Consider the following 14,614-nt stretch of genomic DNA (forward strand, 5'->3'; position numbering starts at 1 on the left):
GGCTCGGCGTCACAGGAAGTGGCGAATGGGAAGGACGACCGTCTCCCCGGTGCGTTGGAGCAATGAGCGGCCCTTCCAACGGCCGGACATGATCTCGACGCTCGCCGAGAGGTCGTCATCGAAGTGTTCGTCGAGTTTGGCGGTGAACGCTGTGTCGAGGACGGCGAGCATGACTTCTTCGTCGTGGTCGAGGGAACGTCGGTTGAAGTTCGTCGATCCGATGAGGGCGGCGGTCCGGTCAACGGTGATGACCTTCGCGTGCATCATGGTCGGCTGGTACTCGAAGATCCTCACGCCGCACGCGAGGAGATCGTCGTAATAGCGCTGTCCGGCCAGCTGACAGACCCGCTTGTCGGTGTGCGGGCCAGGCAGGAGGATCTGCACCTCGACGCCGCGGCGCGCCGTGGCACAGAGCAGCTCGACGAAGAAGGCGTCGGGGGCGAAGTAGGCGGTGGCCAGCCGGAAACGCTCCTGCGCGCTCTCCAGCATGACTCTCATCAGGGTCTGCATGTCCTGCCAACCGAAGCTGGCCGAACCGCGCACGACCTGAACGATGGCTTCACCATGCGGGCTGTGGTCGATGAACCGGTCCCGTTCGTCGAAGAGCTCCTCGTGGCACTCCGCCCAGTTCTGCGCGAAGGCGGCAGCGATGCCGTCCACCGCGGGGCCCCGGACCTGGACGTGGGTGTCGCGCCACTCGCTCGCGTTCCGGGCGTTGCCGCACCACTCCTCGGCTATGCCGACACCGCCGGTGAACGCGACCTCCTCGTCGACGACGAGCACCTTGCGGTGGCATCGGTGATTCTGCTTGAACGGCGAGAGACGTATCGGTCTTCGGAACCAGGACACCTTCACACCGGCGGCCTCCATCACCCGAAGCTGCTCCTTCTCGATGAGCCGGCTGCCGAAGCCGTCCAGCAGCAGCCGCACGCGTACCCCCTGCCGGGCACGATCGGCCAGAGCCTCCGCGAACTGACGCGCGATGTCGCCTCTCCAGTACACGAAGGTCATCATGTCGACCGTGTGACGGGCGGAGCGGATGCTGCCGAGCATGGCCGGGAAGATCTCATCGCCGTTGAGCAGAGGAACCAGCGCATTGCCCTCCGTCGCCGCGATGCCGATCAGCCGTTCCAGGCGTCGTCGCAGATGGGCACTGGAGCCGGAGGTCGCTGCGCCGTGTGCGTCCTCCGTTCGCGAGGCCGGAGACAGTGGGTCCTGCGTGCTCGTCATCCTGCGGTCCACTTCCTTACCGTGCCCCCCACTCCCGGGGACACACCGTTGTGCACATGAGTGAGGTGGATCCGCCCTTCTCCAGGCGGAGCCGCGCCCGTGCCTGGCTCCGGAGGACCGGACCCGTCTACCCCTCCGCGCCCTGGACCGCCACCTCGGCCGTCGCGAGCACATCAGCGACACCGTCCAAGCCATCGCCGGTCTGCTGTCCCACCAGCAGACCGCGGACCTGAACCTGACACGGCAAACGTGACCACGGGCCACACCGAAGTCCTGACGTCTCACCGACAACTGTGCACGAGTTTGTAATCCGGGGACCCCAAAAGACGACGCATCACCGAAGTAGACAGGTCGCCGCCATGAGGGTTTCCGCTCAAACGAGCACCACTGAATTTCTCTTCCAGTACTCCAGCCGTAGATCGTGATCATGGATACGGAGGTCGCTCGCCGGTAGCCTGCCCGCGTGGCTGAGACCTGGACCGAAGAGCAGCTGATCGCGGACGGCTTCGAGCGTGTGTACGCCGAGTTGGAGTGGTGCGACGGACCGCGCGTCGGCCTTGCTGACGTCAACCGGAAGCCTCACTACTTCCAGAACCACGACTACGACCACGCCGACGAAGCCGATGAGTACCAGGTCTGGCCCGCGAGCGAGGCCGCGGTGGAGCTGGAACGCGAGCAGTGGGCGATCTTCGCCGGGTGGAACGAGCGTCGGGAGGCCGGCGAGGTCGGACCGGAGAGCCGTCCGGACCACGGCGGGATCGACGCCCGTTATGACGAGCTGGAGCTGCTGCCGGCGCCGCACCGCGAGGCGCCGGACGACGCGCGTCGGCTTGTGGGCGAGCTGCGGTTCGTTGTCGGCGCTCGCTACCGGGTCGAGGGGCTCGGCTACTGGTTTCGGTGGCGTCCGAGCGGGTGAGGCCGCCGTTGATCATCAGGTGTTGTGTGGACAACCGATGATCACGCGGCGGCCTCAGACACCGGCGTAGTGCCTGCTCACTGGCAGGAGGCATTCGAAGATCTGATGAGCCGCATCGCGGGCCGGTTCGCCCGAGCTTGAACCCCGCCGCCGGGTCCGGTATCGGCATCGCGACCGTGTACGGCACATACGCGAGGCCGTCGACGCACTGGCCGCGCCCGCACCCACGGCATCGTCGACGCGCTCACCGACGCCGGCCTCAAGTGCTGGGCCGACAAGGCGTACCAGGGCGCCGGTGGCTCCATCCGGGTGCCCTTCCGCGGCCGCCGCCTCAAACGGTGGCAGCGCCGACACGACAGCACCCACGCCAAGATCCGCTGCCTCGGCGAGCAGGCCATGGCCACCCTGAAGGGCCGGCGTCTCCTGCGAAAGCTCCGCTGCGGCACCAACCGCATCACCGCGATCGTCCAGGCCGCCCTCGTCCTTCACCACGCGTCAGCGTGAGGTTGGAAAGGGTTCCGTGTGGTGCGGGTCCGTGCCGGCGCCTCCGGTGTCTTCTCGAAGGATTCCGCCGTTCGCCGGCTTCCTTGGTGAGCACCTTCCAGGAGAGGGCATCGCATGGTCGGCCGGTTCTGTCGACGCCGTGCATCCGGCCCGCGGCCCACAGGAGGAGTGACACGGTGAGCGACACCACGGACGACGAGGACCGGAAGGAGAAGGGCGTCTGGTTGCGCGCCTTCTTCTACATCTTCGGCACGCACCTGTTCGCCGGGTTCGTCTGGCTGCTGTTCTACGTCGGCCAGCACGCCCAGAAGTAGGGGCCGTCGTGATCGCTCTCGTGGGCCACGCCGACCTTGCCCCGTGGACACTCGCCCTGCTGGAGGAGGATCTGCGCGCCCGCCTCGCCCCGTACACGGAAGCCGGCCGGTCGGGCCTGGTCCGCGTCGGTCAGGGACTCCCTCTCGCGTTCGCGCGCGCGGCGCGCCGGGCCGGCCTCGGTCTGGTGACCGTGATCCCCGGAACCGATCGGGTGGCCGCACTCCTGCGCGAGGGGCCGCTGCGAGCGGCGGGAGAGCTGCTCATGCTGACGCAGCGGTTGAGCCCTGGTGGACTACGACCCTGCCGACGCGCCCGCCTGCGTACGGGCCGACGAGCGGATGATCAGGGCCTGCTCCCGGGTCCTCGCCGTCTGGGACGGCTCCCCGTCCACCGCGCGGGACGCCACCGCGCATCTCGTGGCCTACGCGCGCGGCCTGGGCCGCTCGGTCGACGTGCTCTGGCCCGTCGGGGCCGAGCGCCGTACGCCATGAAGGTGGCCGCCGTCCGTCGTCCCTGAGGTGCTGTCCATCGGGGAGTGCCGGGCGGCGGCCACCGGTCAGCGGCCCGCCCTCAGGGGCGGAATCTGCGCTCCCTGCTCCGTGCGGAGGTTGCCGACGAGCTCGGCCTGGCCGGCGAGGATCCCGGAGCGGACCCTCCGGAACTCGCGAAGCGGCGTGCTCGCCGTGTCGGCTGTCCCTCGCTCAGGGGCCTGCGTCGCCGGGTGCCAGCCGGAAGCCGGTCAGCGTCTGCGGGGTGATCCGCAGCAGGGTGTCGTGAGGGCCGTGGACCCAACCGTCCAGCGCGCGACGGTAGTGGGCCGCCTCGTGCGGCTCGGTGATCTCCGTCGCGGGACCCGTGACGGAGATCGACCAGCCGGAGGCGGAGGGGGCCGGGAACCGGTCCACCTGGTAGGTGACGGTCGACGGGACGGCGGTGGCCTGGACGGGGGTGCGGACCACAAGGTGTCCGTGGGTCCAGATGTGCACGGCCGGCCGCACGAACGGCTCGCCGCGGCGGATCAGGACGAGGCGGCCGTGCTTGCCGCCCTCGAGCAGCCACAGGGCCTCCGCACCCGGCATCTCCACCAGCCGTCCGGTCGCCATCCGGTCCTCCCCTCTCCCCTCCTGCGTTCGGGTGGTACTCGTGCGCCGGTCAGACCTTCTTGACCACGCTCGACTTGAGCTGCATGTTGCCGAAGCCCTCGATGCGACAGTCGATGTCGTGGCCGTCGACGCCGTCGACCAGCTTGATGTTGCGCACCTTCGTGCCGGCCTTGATGCCGGAGGGGCTGCCCTTGACCTTGAGGCTCTTGACCACGGTGACGGTGTCGCCGTCGGCGAGGACATTGCCGACGGAGTCCTTGACGACCTTGTCGCCCGTGGCGTCGGCCGCCGCGTCCCCGGCGGTCTGCGCCCACTCGTGGCCGCACTCGGGGCAGACCAGCAGGGCGCCCATCTCGTACGTGTACGCGCCGGCGCACTGGGGGCAGGGCGGCAGCTGGTTCTCGGCGTTCTCGGCCACGGGAGGATCCGTTTCACTTCATCGGTCTGGGAACTCCATAATTGCATAATTCTGCAGTTCGTTAGATGCTGGATGCCGCGCCCGCGGGTAGCCGCGCCCGCGGGTAGCCGCGGGCGCGGCATAGCCCGAGAACCCGACGACGGGCTCGGTGGGCTCGACGACGAGGAGAGTCAGGGACGTGCCGGTTCCGCTGTACCAGGCGAAGGCCGAGTTCTTCCGGATGCTGGGGCATCCGGTCCGCATCCGGGTTCTGGAGCTGCTCCAGGACGGGCCGATGCCGGTGCGTGACCTCCTGTCGGAGATCGACGTCGAGGCGCCGGCCCTGTCGCAGCAGCTCGCCGTGCTGCGCCGGTCCGGGATCGTGAACTCCAGCCGCGAGGGATCGACGGTCGTCTACACCTTGGCCGGCGGTGACGTGCGTGACCTGATGCAGGCCGCGCGCCGGATCCTCACCGAAATGCTGGCAGGGCAGAACGAGCTCCTCGCCGAGCTGAGGGAGACCGAGGCGGCGGAGCGGTGAACACCCCGGGGGTGGTGAACACCCTGGGAAAGCGGACGCGTTCACTGCTGCCCACCCGCGCCGACGCCGTCGCGATGGCCCGTGACCCGCGGCGCGACCTGCTCGCCGGCCTGACGGTCGCCGTCGTCGCCCTGCCCCTGGCCCTCGGATTCGGCGAGACGTCCGGGCTCGGCCCCGCGGCCGGCCTCGCGACCGCGGTCGTCGCGGGAGCGCTCGCCGCCGTGTTCGGCGGATCGAACCTCCAGGTCTCCGGCCCGACCGGGGCGATGACCGTCGTCCTCGTTCCCATCGTCGCCCGGCACGGGCCGAGCGGCGTACTGACCGTGGGCCTGCTCGCGGGGCTCATCTGTGTCGGCCTGGCCCTGCTCCGGGCGGGCCGCTACATGGCCTACGTCCCCGCCTCCGTCGTCGAGGGCTTCACCCTGGGCATCGCCCTCGTCATCGGCCTCCAGCAGGTCCCCAACGCCCTCGGCGTCCCCAAGCCCGAAGGCGACCGGGTCCTGGCGGTGACGTGGCGCGCCGTCGGGGAGTTCGCCCACGCCCCGAACTGGACGGCCCTCGGGCTCGCCCTGGGCGTCGCCGGCCTGATGCTCGGCGGCGCCCGGTGGCGGCCTACGATCCCCTTCTCGATCCTCGCGGTGATCGCCGCCACCGTGGTGGCGCAGGTCTTCCGCCTGGACCGGGCCGAGCCGATCGGGGAGCTGCCCGCAGGCCTTCCCGCCCCTTCCGTCGGCTTCCTCGACCTCTCCGCGCTGGGTTCCCTGATCGCTCCGGCCGTCGCGGTGGCGGCGCTCGCGGCGCTGGAGTCACTGCTGTCGGCACAGGTCGCCGACGGCATGACCGTCGGCCAGAAGCACGACCCCGACCGCGAGCTGTTCGGGCAGGGCCTGGCGAACATCGCCGCCCCGCTGTTCGGCGGCGTCCCGGCGACCGGCGCCATCGCCCGTACCGCCGTCAACGTCCGTACGGGAGCGTCGTCCCGGCTCGCCGCGCTCACCCACGCGGCGGTCCTCGCCGTCATCGTCTTCGCCGCCGCCCCGCTCGTGTCGAAGATCCCGCTCGCCGCCCTGGCCGGTGTCCTGCTCGCGACCGCGGTACGGATGATCGAGGTCGGCTCGCTGCGCGCGATGGCACGGGCCACGCGCTCCGACGCCGTCGTCCTCCTCCTCACCGCCGCCGCGACCCTCGCGCTCGACCTCGTGTACGCCGTCGTCATCGGCCTCGCCGTCGCGGGCGCCCTCGCCCTGCGGGCGGTGGCGAAGCAGGCCCGCATCGACCAGGTGGACTTCCGCCCCGACCTCCCCGGCGAGCACTCCGAGGAGGAACACGCACTCCTCGCCGAGCACATCGTCGCCTACCGGATCGACGGGCCCCTCTTCTTCGCCGCCGCCCACCGCTTCCTCCTCGAGCTGTCCGAAGTCGCCGACGTCCGGGTCGTCATCCTGCGCATGTCACGGGTGACGACCATGGACGCGACCGGTGCGCTCGTCCTCAAGGACGCGGTGGAGAAGCTGAACCGGCGCGGCATCGCCGTCATGACCTCCGGCGTACGGCCGGGTCAGCGCCAAGTCCTCGACTCCGTCGGCGCGCTCGACCTGCTGCGGCACGAGGGCCGGGAGTACGCGACGACCCCCGAGGCCATCGCGGGCGCGCGCGTCCACCTTCAGACGGCGGGCCTGCTCGCCGCCGTCCCCACGCGGAAGGCCGGTGCCCCGCCGAGCCCCGGTGCGGGAGCCCGATGAGCACCACGCCGGAGCCGATGCCGCTCCGCCACGTCCTCACCGCGCCGACGGAGCCCGCATCGGTGCGCCTGGCACGCCAGACCGCCGAGACGACCTACGCGGAGTGGGGCGTCGACGCGGCCCGCCCCACGATGGGACCGGTCCTGCCGATCCTCGGCGAACCGGTCACCGACTCCGTCCGTCACGCCGCCGTCGCCTCCGAGAGCCTGACGGTCACCTACGCGGCCGGCGAGTACGCCCTCGCGTTCGCCGTCCACGACCGCCACCCGCATCACCCCGGGGGCGTCCCCGCCCTCACGGGCGGTCCGGCCACCGTCGCCGAGGTGCCGGCTGAGCACGACGGCACATGCGTGCCGCGCCGGGACGCCGACGGCGGCGGCAAGAGCGTATGGATCACGCTCCCCCTGTGAGACCCCCGGCTCCCGTGAGACCCCCGGGCTCCCGTGAGATTTCCCGAACCCCTGTGAGAGCGAAGGCGAAACGATGACCATCGAGTGGCGATACACCGTCAGGAAGGACCTGGGCGTCCTGTCCCTGGCCGGATTCCTCGGAGCCGAGGCCGTGGACCGGTTCTCCGGGGCGATCGGCTGGACCCTGGCCCGCGGCACCGGCCCGGTCGTCCTGGACCTCACCGGCCTGCGCGGCTGGTCGGTCGGCGGCCAGCTCGCCGTCGCCGACGCGGCCCGCCGGCTGGCCGCCGAGGACCGCCCGCTCGAACTCGCCGCCATCCCCGCGGACGGCTCCCTCGTCCCCGACGGCAGCCGGCCGCCCCTCGTCGTCCACTGCGACCTGACCACCGCGCTCGCCGCGCACGGCGCCGGTGCCGGCCGACAGCGCGAGTGGTGCAGCGACGAGTGGCCCGGCACACGCGGGCCGGCCGAGCGCCCGGTGGCATAACGCCCCTCGGGACAGGGCTCCTGATCCCGCCTTCCATCTACTCCGGAACCTGCCCGTCGGTAGGCCCTGCCGATGTCCTTGGTTCGTGAACCAGTCGCCGTGGGATCCGCTGCCGGTGCGGCGGCGGATCGCCGAGCGGTTGTGCGAGGCGATCCGGCCTGAGGCGTGGGTGATCGACGACGTGCCGTTCCCCAAGTGCGGCACCGCGTCGGTCGGGGTGGCCCGACAGTACTGCGGAGCGCTCGGGAAACGGGCGAACTGCCAGGTCGCGGTCAGTGTCCGTGCCGCCACCGACACGGCATCGTGCCTGCTGGACACACACGTCGGCTGGGAGCCGGACGCACCGGTAGTGGTCGTCGACGCGGGCTACGGTGTCAGCACCCCGTTCCGGACCGGCCTGGGGGAACGGGGACTGTCGCACGTTCTCGCGCCGACCGGCAGGGAAGTCGCCCATGCCGAAGAGGCCCGGCCGCACCGGCCCGCCCATGGCGAACTCTGACCGCCGCCCCTGCCCCGCTACCGCACCCCGCCCCGAGCCGTCAGCGTCCTGGCAGCGGAAACCGGCGCGGAACGGTTTGCCGAGGTCACCTGGCGGCAGGGCAGCGAAGGCGCGATGACCTGCCGGTTCACCGTCCTGACGGTCCGGCCCGCGGGCAAGCGTCCCTGGCCGCGGCCCAACAGGTGGAGGAGGTCGGAGGCGCGCGGAAGTCATGCGGGCGGACAGGCCGCCAGGCCCAGATTGGTCCGCTTCCCGGGGCCGCGTCGGAAGGAGCGGTTCAAGGGGTGATCGCCGGGCCGGAGTCGCCGGGCGAGGGGTGGGTGGTTCGGACCGCTGCGGTGAGGGTCGGGTACACGTGGAACAGGGGGGCGGCACCGTTGATCTCAAGGAGCCGGGTGATCTGCGGGCCGGGAGCGGACAGGGCCAGGCGCACGTGTTGGGTGTGGGCCTGGTGCGCGGCTCGAGCAGGGCGTTGAGGCCGGTGGAGTCGCAGAAGCCGATCCCGGCCAGATCCACCACCAGGGTTGTGTGAGAGCAGAGGCATCCGGCCCCGCCCCCGGCGGCAAGACCGTGTGGGCCGGCCTGCCCGCTCCCTGACCCCGCTTTCAGCCCCGACCCACGAAAGCGGTCTGCCGGCAGGCGGCCTCCGGTCGGCACTCAAGCGCCTATCGCCTTGCGGAGTGGTGCCGGGCGACTGAAGCGCCGGCGTTGTCCTGGCGTCGGGCCGTCTCCAGAAGCCGGGCCCAGGACCGCACGGCCGGGCGGCGCCTCAGCAACGCACGGCGCTCGCGCTCCGTCATGCCGCCCCACACACCGTGCTCCACCCGCCGGTCGAGCGCGTACGCCAGGCATTCGGCCTGCACGGGGCATCCGAAGCACACCGCTTTCGCGCGGTTCTGGGCCGCTCCTTCGACGAACAGCTCGTCCGCTCGCGCCGTCCGGCACACCCCCGACGACATCCAGGTCGTGTCCACGCATCCCCCCGATACCCGCGCGCCTGCTCGGCAATGTTCGACAGTGCAGGCACGCTATGAAGGCATGTGCCACAGGTCTACAGCTCCTTCCGCCGTTCGCCCCATCGGGTGACGCCCGGCAGGCCGTTTCTCGCGTCGTCCGGTCACTGCGCGGCCGGTCACGTAACCAGGTCGGCGCTCGTTCGGACGGCTACGCTCGGTACCTGGTGGGGTCGGCGGAAAGGCTTGGCCATGGAGTCGCACGAGAAGGTGCTGTCAGACCTGATTGCCGAGGCGCACACGGTGACGGGGCGGGAACTCGCCGGGCTCGTGTTCCGGGCGGGCCGGCGCATGGGTTTGGACGGCACCCGCATGTACGTGGCCGACCTGCAGCAGACCAGCCTGGTGGCGCTGCCTCAGCCCGTGCCGGTCGAGACACAGACGCGGGACATCGACGGCTCGCTGGCCGGCCTGGCCTACCGCACGGAGCGGACACAGCGCTCGCGGGACGGCCACACCGCCTGGGCGCCGATGATCGACGGCATCGAACGCCTCGGCGTGCTGAAGGCCACCGCACGGGACCTCGGCGAGGACCTGACCAGGCGGTGCGAGGCGCTGGCGGATGTGGCGGCCCTGCTGCTGGCCTCGAAGTCGTCGCACAACGACCTGCTGATCGAAGCGGGACGGCGCCGGAAGATGACGGTGCAGGGCGAGCTGATGTGGGCGTTCCTGCCCCCGCGCACGATCGGGACCGCAGACGTGACGTCGTCCGCGGTGCTGGAGCCCGCGTACGACATCGGCGGGGACGCCTTCGACCACAGCCTCACCGAGGACGCGCTGCACCTGACGCTGCTGGACTCCATGGGGCACGACCTCGCGTCCGGCGGCGCGAGCGCGGCCGGTCTCGCCGCCTGCCGGGCCGCACGCCGTTCCGGCGGCACCCTCTCAGACATCGTTCCGGCGATCGACACCATCCTGGACCAGTGGTTCACCGACCGGCTCATGACCGCGGTCATCGCCGACCTGAACGTCCTCGACGGCACGTTCACCTGGGTCAACTGCGCCCATCCGCCGCCGCTGCTGATCCGCGACGGCCAGGTGCTGCCGCGCACGCTCGAACGGGAGCCCGACCTGCCCCTCGGGTGGGCCTTCCACGCCGCCTCCCCGCCGACGGTGCACCAAACGCGTCTGCAGCCCGGCGACCGGATCCTGTTCTACAGCGACGGCGTCACCGAGGCCCGCTCCACGCAAGGGGACCTCTTCGGCGAGGAACGGCTCGCCGACACCGTCATCCGCGCCATGGCCGCCGGCGACCCCGCCCCCGAAGCCCTGCGCCGCCTGCTGAAGGAACTCCTGAACCACCAGGCCCACCGCCTCCGGGACGACGCCACCATCGTCCTGACCGAGTGGCACCCAGGCCCCCACGGACCGTGAGGTGAAAACGAGGCCTCTCCCAGACCGTATGTCTCGCGAGCGACCATCGGCGCCGGGTCGCCAAGTGCACGTCTCCTGACCCATGCTGGGGATTTGCTGACCAAGGGCCCCACAGCACGGCCCTGACCTGCGGCCGCGCCAAACCAGGGCACGTTGATCAACATCCTCACGGTGGTCTCCCCGGGATTGTGGCGGAGGGGCGCGCTTGTCGGGCCTTCGCGGGTCGGGCCGTGTCCACGGAAGAGACGATCTGGCGGCGGGCGGCCGAAGGCATCCTCCGCCGGCGCGGCGGGATGCCGCGGGGTCGTTTCGGCCCGGAGGCCTCCCGCCGTGGACCCGAGCGCCTCCTCTTCCGGGCGCGGGGACGAGCCCGGTGTCACCGGGCGGGGCCGTGGCCCAGTTGGGTGAGGGCCAGGTCGAGCATGTCGGCGAAGAAGTCCGCGGCGGTGGTGTCGAGGCACAGCGGCGGCTTGATCTTGAGGATGTTGAGGTGGTCGCCGGTGGGCTGGACGATCACGCCGAGGTCGAGCATGCGGTCGCAGAGTTCGGCGGTCTCCTCGGTGGCGGGCTCCAGGGTGATGCGGTCCCGGACGAGTTCGAGGCCGAGGTAGAGGCCTGAGCCGTGGACGGCGCCGACGATGCCGTGGCGGCCCGCCAGTGCTTCGAGCCGGCGCTTCAGGCGGCCGCCGACACGGACCGCGTTGCCCTGGAGGTCCTCGTCGCGCAGGGCGTCCAGGACGGTGAGGCCCACGACGCTGGAGACCGGACTGCCGCCCGTGGAGGAGAAGAAGTAGCCCTGCTCCCGGTACCGGTCCGCGACCGCCCTGGACGTGATCACGGCACCGAGGGGGTGCCCGTTGCCCATGGCCTTGGCGACGCAGACGATGTCGGGGACGACCTGCTGCTGCTCGAAGCCCCAGAACCAGTGCCCCAGGCGGCCGTAGCCGACCTGGACCTCGTCGGCGACGGCCAGGCCGCCGTGACGGCGGACGGCCGCGTACACCTGGGCGAGATAGCCGTCGGGCAGGGCGACCCCTCCGGCGTTGCCGTAGAAGGTCTCGCCGATGAACGCCCCCGCCGGGCGGCCGGCGGCGGCCAGTCCGTCGATCACCGCGACGGCCTCGGGCCCGTAGCGCACGGCATCCGCACCGCGGTGCCGGCCGCGGTAGGAGTTGGGCGAGTCCACGGTGTGGACCCAGTCCGGACGGGTGGCGAGGGCGTTCGGATTGTCCTGGAGCGAGGTGGAGACCGCGTCGGAGGCGTACGTCCAGCCGTGGTAGGCCTCGCGCAGCGCCACGACGTCATGCCTGCCGGACGCCCCCATGGCCAGCCGGAGGCCCAGATCCACCGCCTCGGAGCCGGAGTTGACGAGGAACACGGTGTCCAGCGGCTCGGGAAGGAGCGCGGCGAGGCGTTCGGTGAACTCCACCACCGAGGCGTAGTGGAAGCGGGAGTTGGTGTTGAGCCGGCGCAACTGCCGGGAGACCGCCCGCTCGACCCGGGGATGGGCGTGGCCGAGCGGGGTGACGTTGTTGACGATGTCGAGGTACGAGCGGCCGTCGGTGGACAGGAGGTGGTGACGCCAGCCGCGCTCGATCCGGGGAGGGTCGGCGTAGTAGTGCTCCTGCACGGTCGCGAACACGGCGCCGCGCCGGTCCAGCAGATCCGTACCCTGCGCGGGACCGCCGGTCGCGAGGCCCAGGAGCGGGGCGGGGTCCGCGGTGAGCGGCAGCCAGCCGGCGGCGTACTCGGGACGTACCAGCGGAGGGACCGCGGGACCGGCGGCGGCACGCAGCGCGACGTGGACCGCGGCTCCGGAGGGGAGGTGCGCGATGTCCTCGCCCGCCCGGACCGATGCGCCGGCCGCGAGGAGGGGGCGGGCCGAGGACGGGAGGGACAGGGTCAGCACCCGTGAGCCGTGGGCGATCTCGACCCGGCCCCGGTCCGCGACCAGGACCTCTCCTTCGCCGGGAGCCTGTGCCACGGTGGCACGTCCGAGCCACACGTCGACGCCGGTGGACACCGTGGCCGCGGAGACGGCCGACAGCGCCGGAGCCCGGGTGAGCCGGGCCCGGGAGTACCGGGTGGCGACCGCGGCCGCTCCGTCCGCGAGCGCGGTGGCCGCCAGCCGGGCCTCGGTGCCGGAGTCGGTCCAGGCCCCGTCGTCCATGGAGTCGGCGTCGGCGGACAGGTCGAGGAGGGCGATGTCGTCGGCGGCCAGGTCCCGGAAGAGGAGGTACGGCGGCGAGTCGGCCCGGCCGGGTGCCCCGGCCAGGCCGGTCGCGTCCTCGACGAGGTGGGTCATGACCGGCAGGGGCAGGCTGGTGGCCTGCTCGAACACGCGCCACTCGCGGTCGAGCGCCGCCTTGGCGTAGGCGTTGTCCTCGTCGACGACGGCCTGGTGGCGCCCGCTGACGACCAGGCCGGCGGCGCGCAGGACCACGAGCGGCCACAAGGCCTCCGCCTCCTCCCGGGAGAGCGGCCGGACGGCGTGGAAGGCGCGGACGGCCGGCAGCACGTGGTGGGGTTCGACCCCGTCGTGATGGAGCATCGAGGAGAGCGACACGGCGAGTTCGCCGACCGCCCAACTGGTGGTCACGTCACCGAAGTCGATGACGCCGTCCGGCACGGGGACCGGACCGCCGGGACGGCGGATCAGGTTGTCGTCGGTGAGGTCCAGGTGCACGGCCTGGGAGGGCAGCGCATCGGCGACCTGACGGACGCGTGCCCACGCCTCGGCGGTCGCGGCGTGGACGGCGGCGCGCCGGTCGGGCTCGCCGATGTGCCCGGCGAGCCTGGCGACGACGCGGTCGGCGTACCGCGGATCCCACTGGAGCACACGATCGAGGCCCGGGTGCCGGAAGTCCCGCAGGGCGGTGCTGACCTTTCCGGCGATCGTGCCCATGGCCGCAACGGTGCCGGGGGACAGGTGCCGGGAGCCCGAGAGGGTCCCGCCGGGCAGGTGCCGCAGCAGTCTCGCGACGGCCGGCCCGCTCTCGGTGTCCACCGTCGTGCGGCACGGGGAACCGTCGGGACGCCGCAGGACGGTGGCGACGCGCAGCTCCGGGTGGGCCGAGGAGACCAGGTCGGCGGCGGCGTCCTGGGCTTCGATCTCCGCGGCGCCGAAGGCGGGGTTGGCGATCTTCAGTACGGCCGGGACCGCCCCGTCCCCGTCGCGCAGCAGGAAGTTGGCGTCCTGCTGGCTTCCCAGCGCCTCCGCGTGCACGCCCGTCCCCAGGTACGGGGCGGCGATGCGTTCGGCGTCGGCCGGTGTCACCCGCGGTGCGGGGAGGGCGTCCTCGGTGAAGAAGTCGATGGTGCGGTGCTCACGGTGCGTCATGCGGGGTTCCTCGGCTGGTGCGGGCGGGCCGGCTCGGACGGTTCCGGTGCCCTCAGTCGACGTGCCACAGGAAGCGGTGGGTGTGGATCGCGAAGTAGGGGAAGTTCTCCACGGACGCGACTCCCTCGACGGGCCGCACGACGTCGTTGATGAAGTCCAGGAGGTCACGGGGCCGAGCGCACACGACCTCCGCGAACAGGTCGAAGCCGCCGGACGTCAGAACCGTGTACACGACCTCGTCGTGCCGGGACAGCTCGTCGGCCACCGCCCGGGGATCGCCGTCGACGCGCAGACCCAGGAGCGCCATCGCCTGCCGGCCCATCGTCATCGGATCGGTCACCCCGACGACCTGGACCGCCTTGGAGTCGATCATGCGCTGCAGCCGGAGCCGCGCGGCCGAGGGCGACAGTCCCACCTTCGGTCCCAGATCGGCGTAGGGGATCCGGCCGTCGACCTGCAGCTCCCGCAGGATGGCCCGGTCGATGTCGTCCATGCAGCACCTCTCACCTCTGCCCGAACGGCAGGCATCGCGCTTGTCACAAGCACACTGCCGGACATCGACGCTCGAATCAAGCGTGCGGAAGCTCGAATCACGCGTGGTGCTGGCGAACCCCGGCCCGGTGGAGGAAGGACCCTCTCGGTCCCGCCCGGTCACCGGTCCGGGGTTCGTCTCCGGCCGGACATCCCCTCGGACACGTCCGGTCCGGGCTTGTCGCCCGGGCGCCGAGTGGCCGCACGCGCCG

The 14,614-nt window shown here is 71.7% G+C and carries 16 protein-coding genes and 1 pseudogene; 10 read left to right on the top strand and 7 right to left on the bottom strand.

Features of this window, described 5'->3' with window-relative positions; all coding sequences use genetic code 11:
* Positions 1 to 9: 9 nt before the first annotated feature.
* Positions 10 to 1,230, bottom strand: coding sequence for a phosphatidylserine/phosphatidylglycerophosphate/cardiolipin synthase family protein (locus K7G60_RS16770; RefSeq protein WP_225801714.1), 1,221 nt, complete (start codon positions 1,228 to 1,230; stop codon positions 10 to 12).
* Positions 1,231 to 1,693: 463 nt separating this feature from the next.
* On the opposite strand from K7G60_RS16770, the gene K7G60_RS16775 reads away from it, so the two are divergent.
* The 4 genes and pseudogenes from K7G60_RS16775 to K7G60_RS16790 all read left to right on the top strand — a co-directional run bounded on the left by K7G60_RS16775 (position 1,694) and on the right by K7G60_RS16790 (position 3,456).
* Positions 1,694 to 2,146, top strand: coding sequence for a hypothetical protein (locus tag K7G60_RS16775; protein WP_225801715.1), 453 nt, complete (start codon positions 1,694 to 1,696; stop codon positions 2,144 to 2,146).
* 216 nt (positions 2,147 to 2,362) lie between these two features.
* Positions 2,363 to 2,650 (top strand): annotated as a pseudogene (locus K7G60_RS16780) (transposase family protein); the annotation flags it as partial.
* 176 nt (positions 2,651 to 2,826) lie between these two features.
* A complete protein-coding gene (locus K7G60_RS16785) occupies positions 2,827 to 2,964 on the top strand; it encodes a DUF6126 family protein (protein ID WP_225801716.1) in 138 nt (45 codons plus the stop codon).
* 288 nt (positions 2,965 to 3,252) lie between these two features.
* The gene (locus tag K7G60_RS16790; protein WP_225801717.1) at positions 3,253 to 3,456 is read left to right on the top strand and encodes a nucleoside 2-deoxyribosyltransferase; all 204 of its coding nucleotides are present in this window, start codon (positions 3,253 to 3,255) and stop codon (positions 3,454 to 3,456) included.
* A 210-nt stretch (positions 3,457 to 3,666) separates the two neighbouring features.
* Here K7G60_RS16790 and K7G60_RS16795 read toward each other — a convergent pair whose 3' ends face one another.
* Together K7G60_RS16795 and K7G60_RS16800 are read right to left on the bottom strand one after the other, a co-directional pair.
* Complete coding sequence (locus K7G60_RS16795; RefSeq protein ID WP_225801718.1) at positions 3,667 to 4,068, bottom strand: pyridoxamine 5'-phosphate oxidase family protein; 402 nt, start codon at positions 4,066 to 4,068, stop codon at positions 3,667 to 3,669.
* A 49-nt stretch (positions 4,069 to 4,117) separates the two neighbouring features.
* Positions 4,118 to 4,486 carry a zinc ribbon domain-containing protein YjdM gene (locus tag K7G60_RS16800; protein WP_225801719.1) on the bottom strand — a complete coding sequence of 123 codons (369 nt, stop codon included), beginning with the start codon at positions 4,484 to 4,486 and terminating at the stop codon, positions 4,118 to 4,120.
* 178 nt (positions 4,487 to 4,664) lie between these two features.
* On the opposite strand from K7G60_RS16800, the gene K7G60_RS16805 reads away from it, so the two are divergent.
* From K7G60_RS16805 to K7G60_RS16825, 5 genes are all read left to right on the top strand, one after another.
* Positions 4,665 to 5,006 (top strand): helix-turn-helix transcriptional regulator, encoded by a 342-nt coding sequence (locus K7G60_RS16805; protein WP_225801720.1) that lies wholly within the window; start codon positions 4,665 to 4,667, stop codon positions 5,004 to 5,006.
* Positions 5,003 to 6,748 (top strand): SulP family inorganic anion transporter, encoded by a 1,746-nt coding sequence (locus K7G60_RS16810; RefSeq protein ID WP_225801721.1) that lies wholly within the window; start codon positions 5,003 to 5,005, stop codon positions 6,746 to 6,748. Before K7G60_RS16805 ends, K7G60_RS16810 begins: the two co-directional genes overlap by 4 nt.
* Entirely contained in the window at positions 6,745 to 7,158 is a 414-nt protein-coding gene (locus K7G60_RS16815) for an ATP-binding protein (RefSeq protein WP_225801722.1), read from the top strand. The genes K7G60_RS16810 and K7G60_RS16815 overlap by 4 nt, the downstream gene beginning before the upstream one ends.
* Before the next feature lie 73 nt (positions 7,159 to 7,231).
* A complete protein-coding gene (locus K7G60_RS16820; protein WP_225801723.1) occupies positions 7,232 to 7,645 on the top strand; it encodes an anti-sigma factor antagonist in 414 nt (137 codons plus the stop codon).
* Positions 7,646 to 7,730: 85 nt separating this feature from the next.
* A complete protein-coding gene (locus K7G60_RS16825) occupies positions 7,731 to 8,144 on the top strand; it encodes a transposase (RefSeq protein ID WP_225801724.1) in 414 nt (137 codons plus the stop codon).
* A gap of 277 nt (positions 8,145 to 8,421) precedes the next feature.
* Here K7G60_RS16825 and K7G60_RS16830 read toward each other — a convergent pair whose 3' ends face one another.
* Entirely contained in the window at positions 8,422 to 8,577 is a 156-nt protein-coding gene (locus tag K7G60_RS16830) for a hypothetical protein (RefSeq protein ID WP_225801725.1), read from the bottom strand.
* A 232-nt stretch (positions 8,578 to 8,809) separates the two neighbouring features.
* A complete protein-coding gene (locus tag K7G60_RS16835; RefSeq protein ID WP_225801762.1) occupies positions 8,810 to 9,103 on the bottom strand; it encodes a WhiB family transcriptional regulator in 294 nt (97 codons plus the stop codon).
* 246 nt (positions 9,104 to 9,349) lie between these two features.
* Here K7G60_RS16835 and K7G60_RS16840 point away from each other — a divergent pair, with 246 nt between their 5' ends.
* A complete protein-coding gene (locus K7G60_RS16840) occupies positions 9,350 to 10,531 on the top strand; it encodes a PP2C family protein-serine/threonine phosphatase (protein WP_225801726.1) in 1,182 nt (393 codons plus the stop codon).
* 376 nt (positions 10,532 to 10,907) lie between these two features.
* Here K7G60_RS16840 and K7G60_RS16845 read toward each other — a convergent pair whose 3' ends face one another.
* Both K7G60_RS16845 and K7G60_RS16850 read right to left on the bottom strand, forming a co-directional pair.
* Positions 10,908 to 13,871, bottom strand: a complete 2,964-nt coding sequence (locus K7G60_RS16845) for an aminotransferase (RefSeq protein ID WP_225801727.1) — start codon at positions 13,869 to 13,871, stop codon at positions 10,908 to 10,910.
* Positions 13,872 to 13,923: 52 nt separating this feature from the next.
* A complete protein-coding gene (locus tag K7G60_RS16850) occupies positions 13,924 to 14,364 on the bottom strand; it encodes an Lrp/AsnC family transcriptional regulator (RefSeq protein WP_225801728.1) in 441 nt (146 codons plus the stop codon).
* Between the last annotated feature and the right edge of the window lie 250 nt (positions 14,365 to 14,614).

The sequence above is a fragment of the Streptomyces sp. NK15101 genome (assembly GCF_020400725.1).
GTDB lineage: Bacteria > Actinomycetota > Actinomycetes > Streptomycetales > Streptomycetaceae > Streptomyces.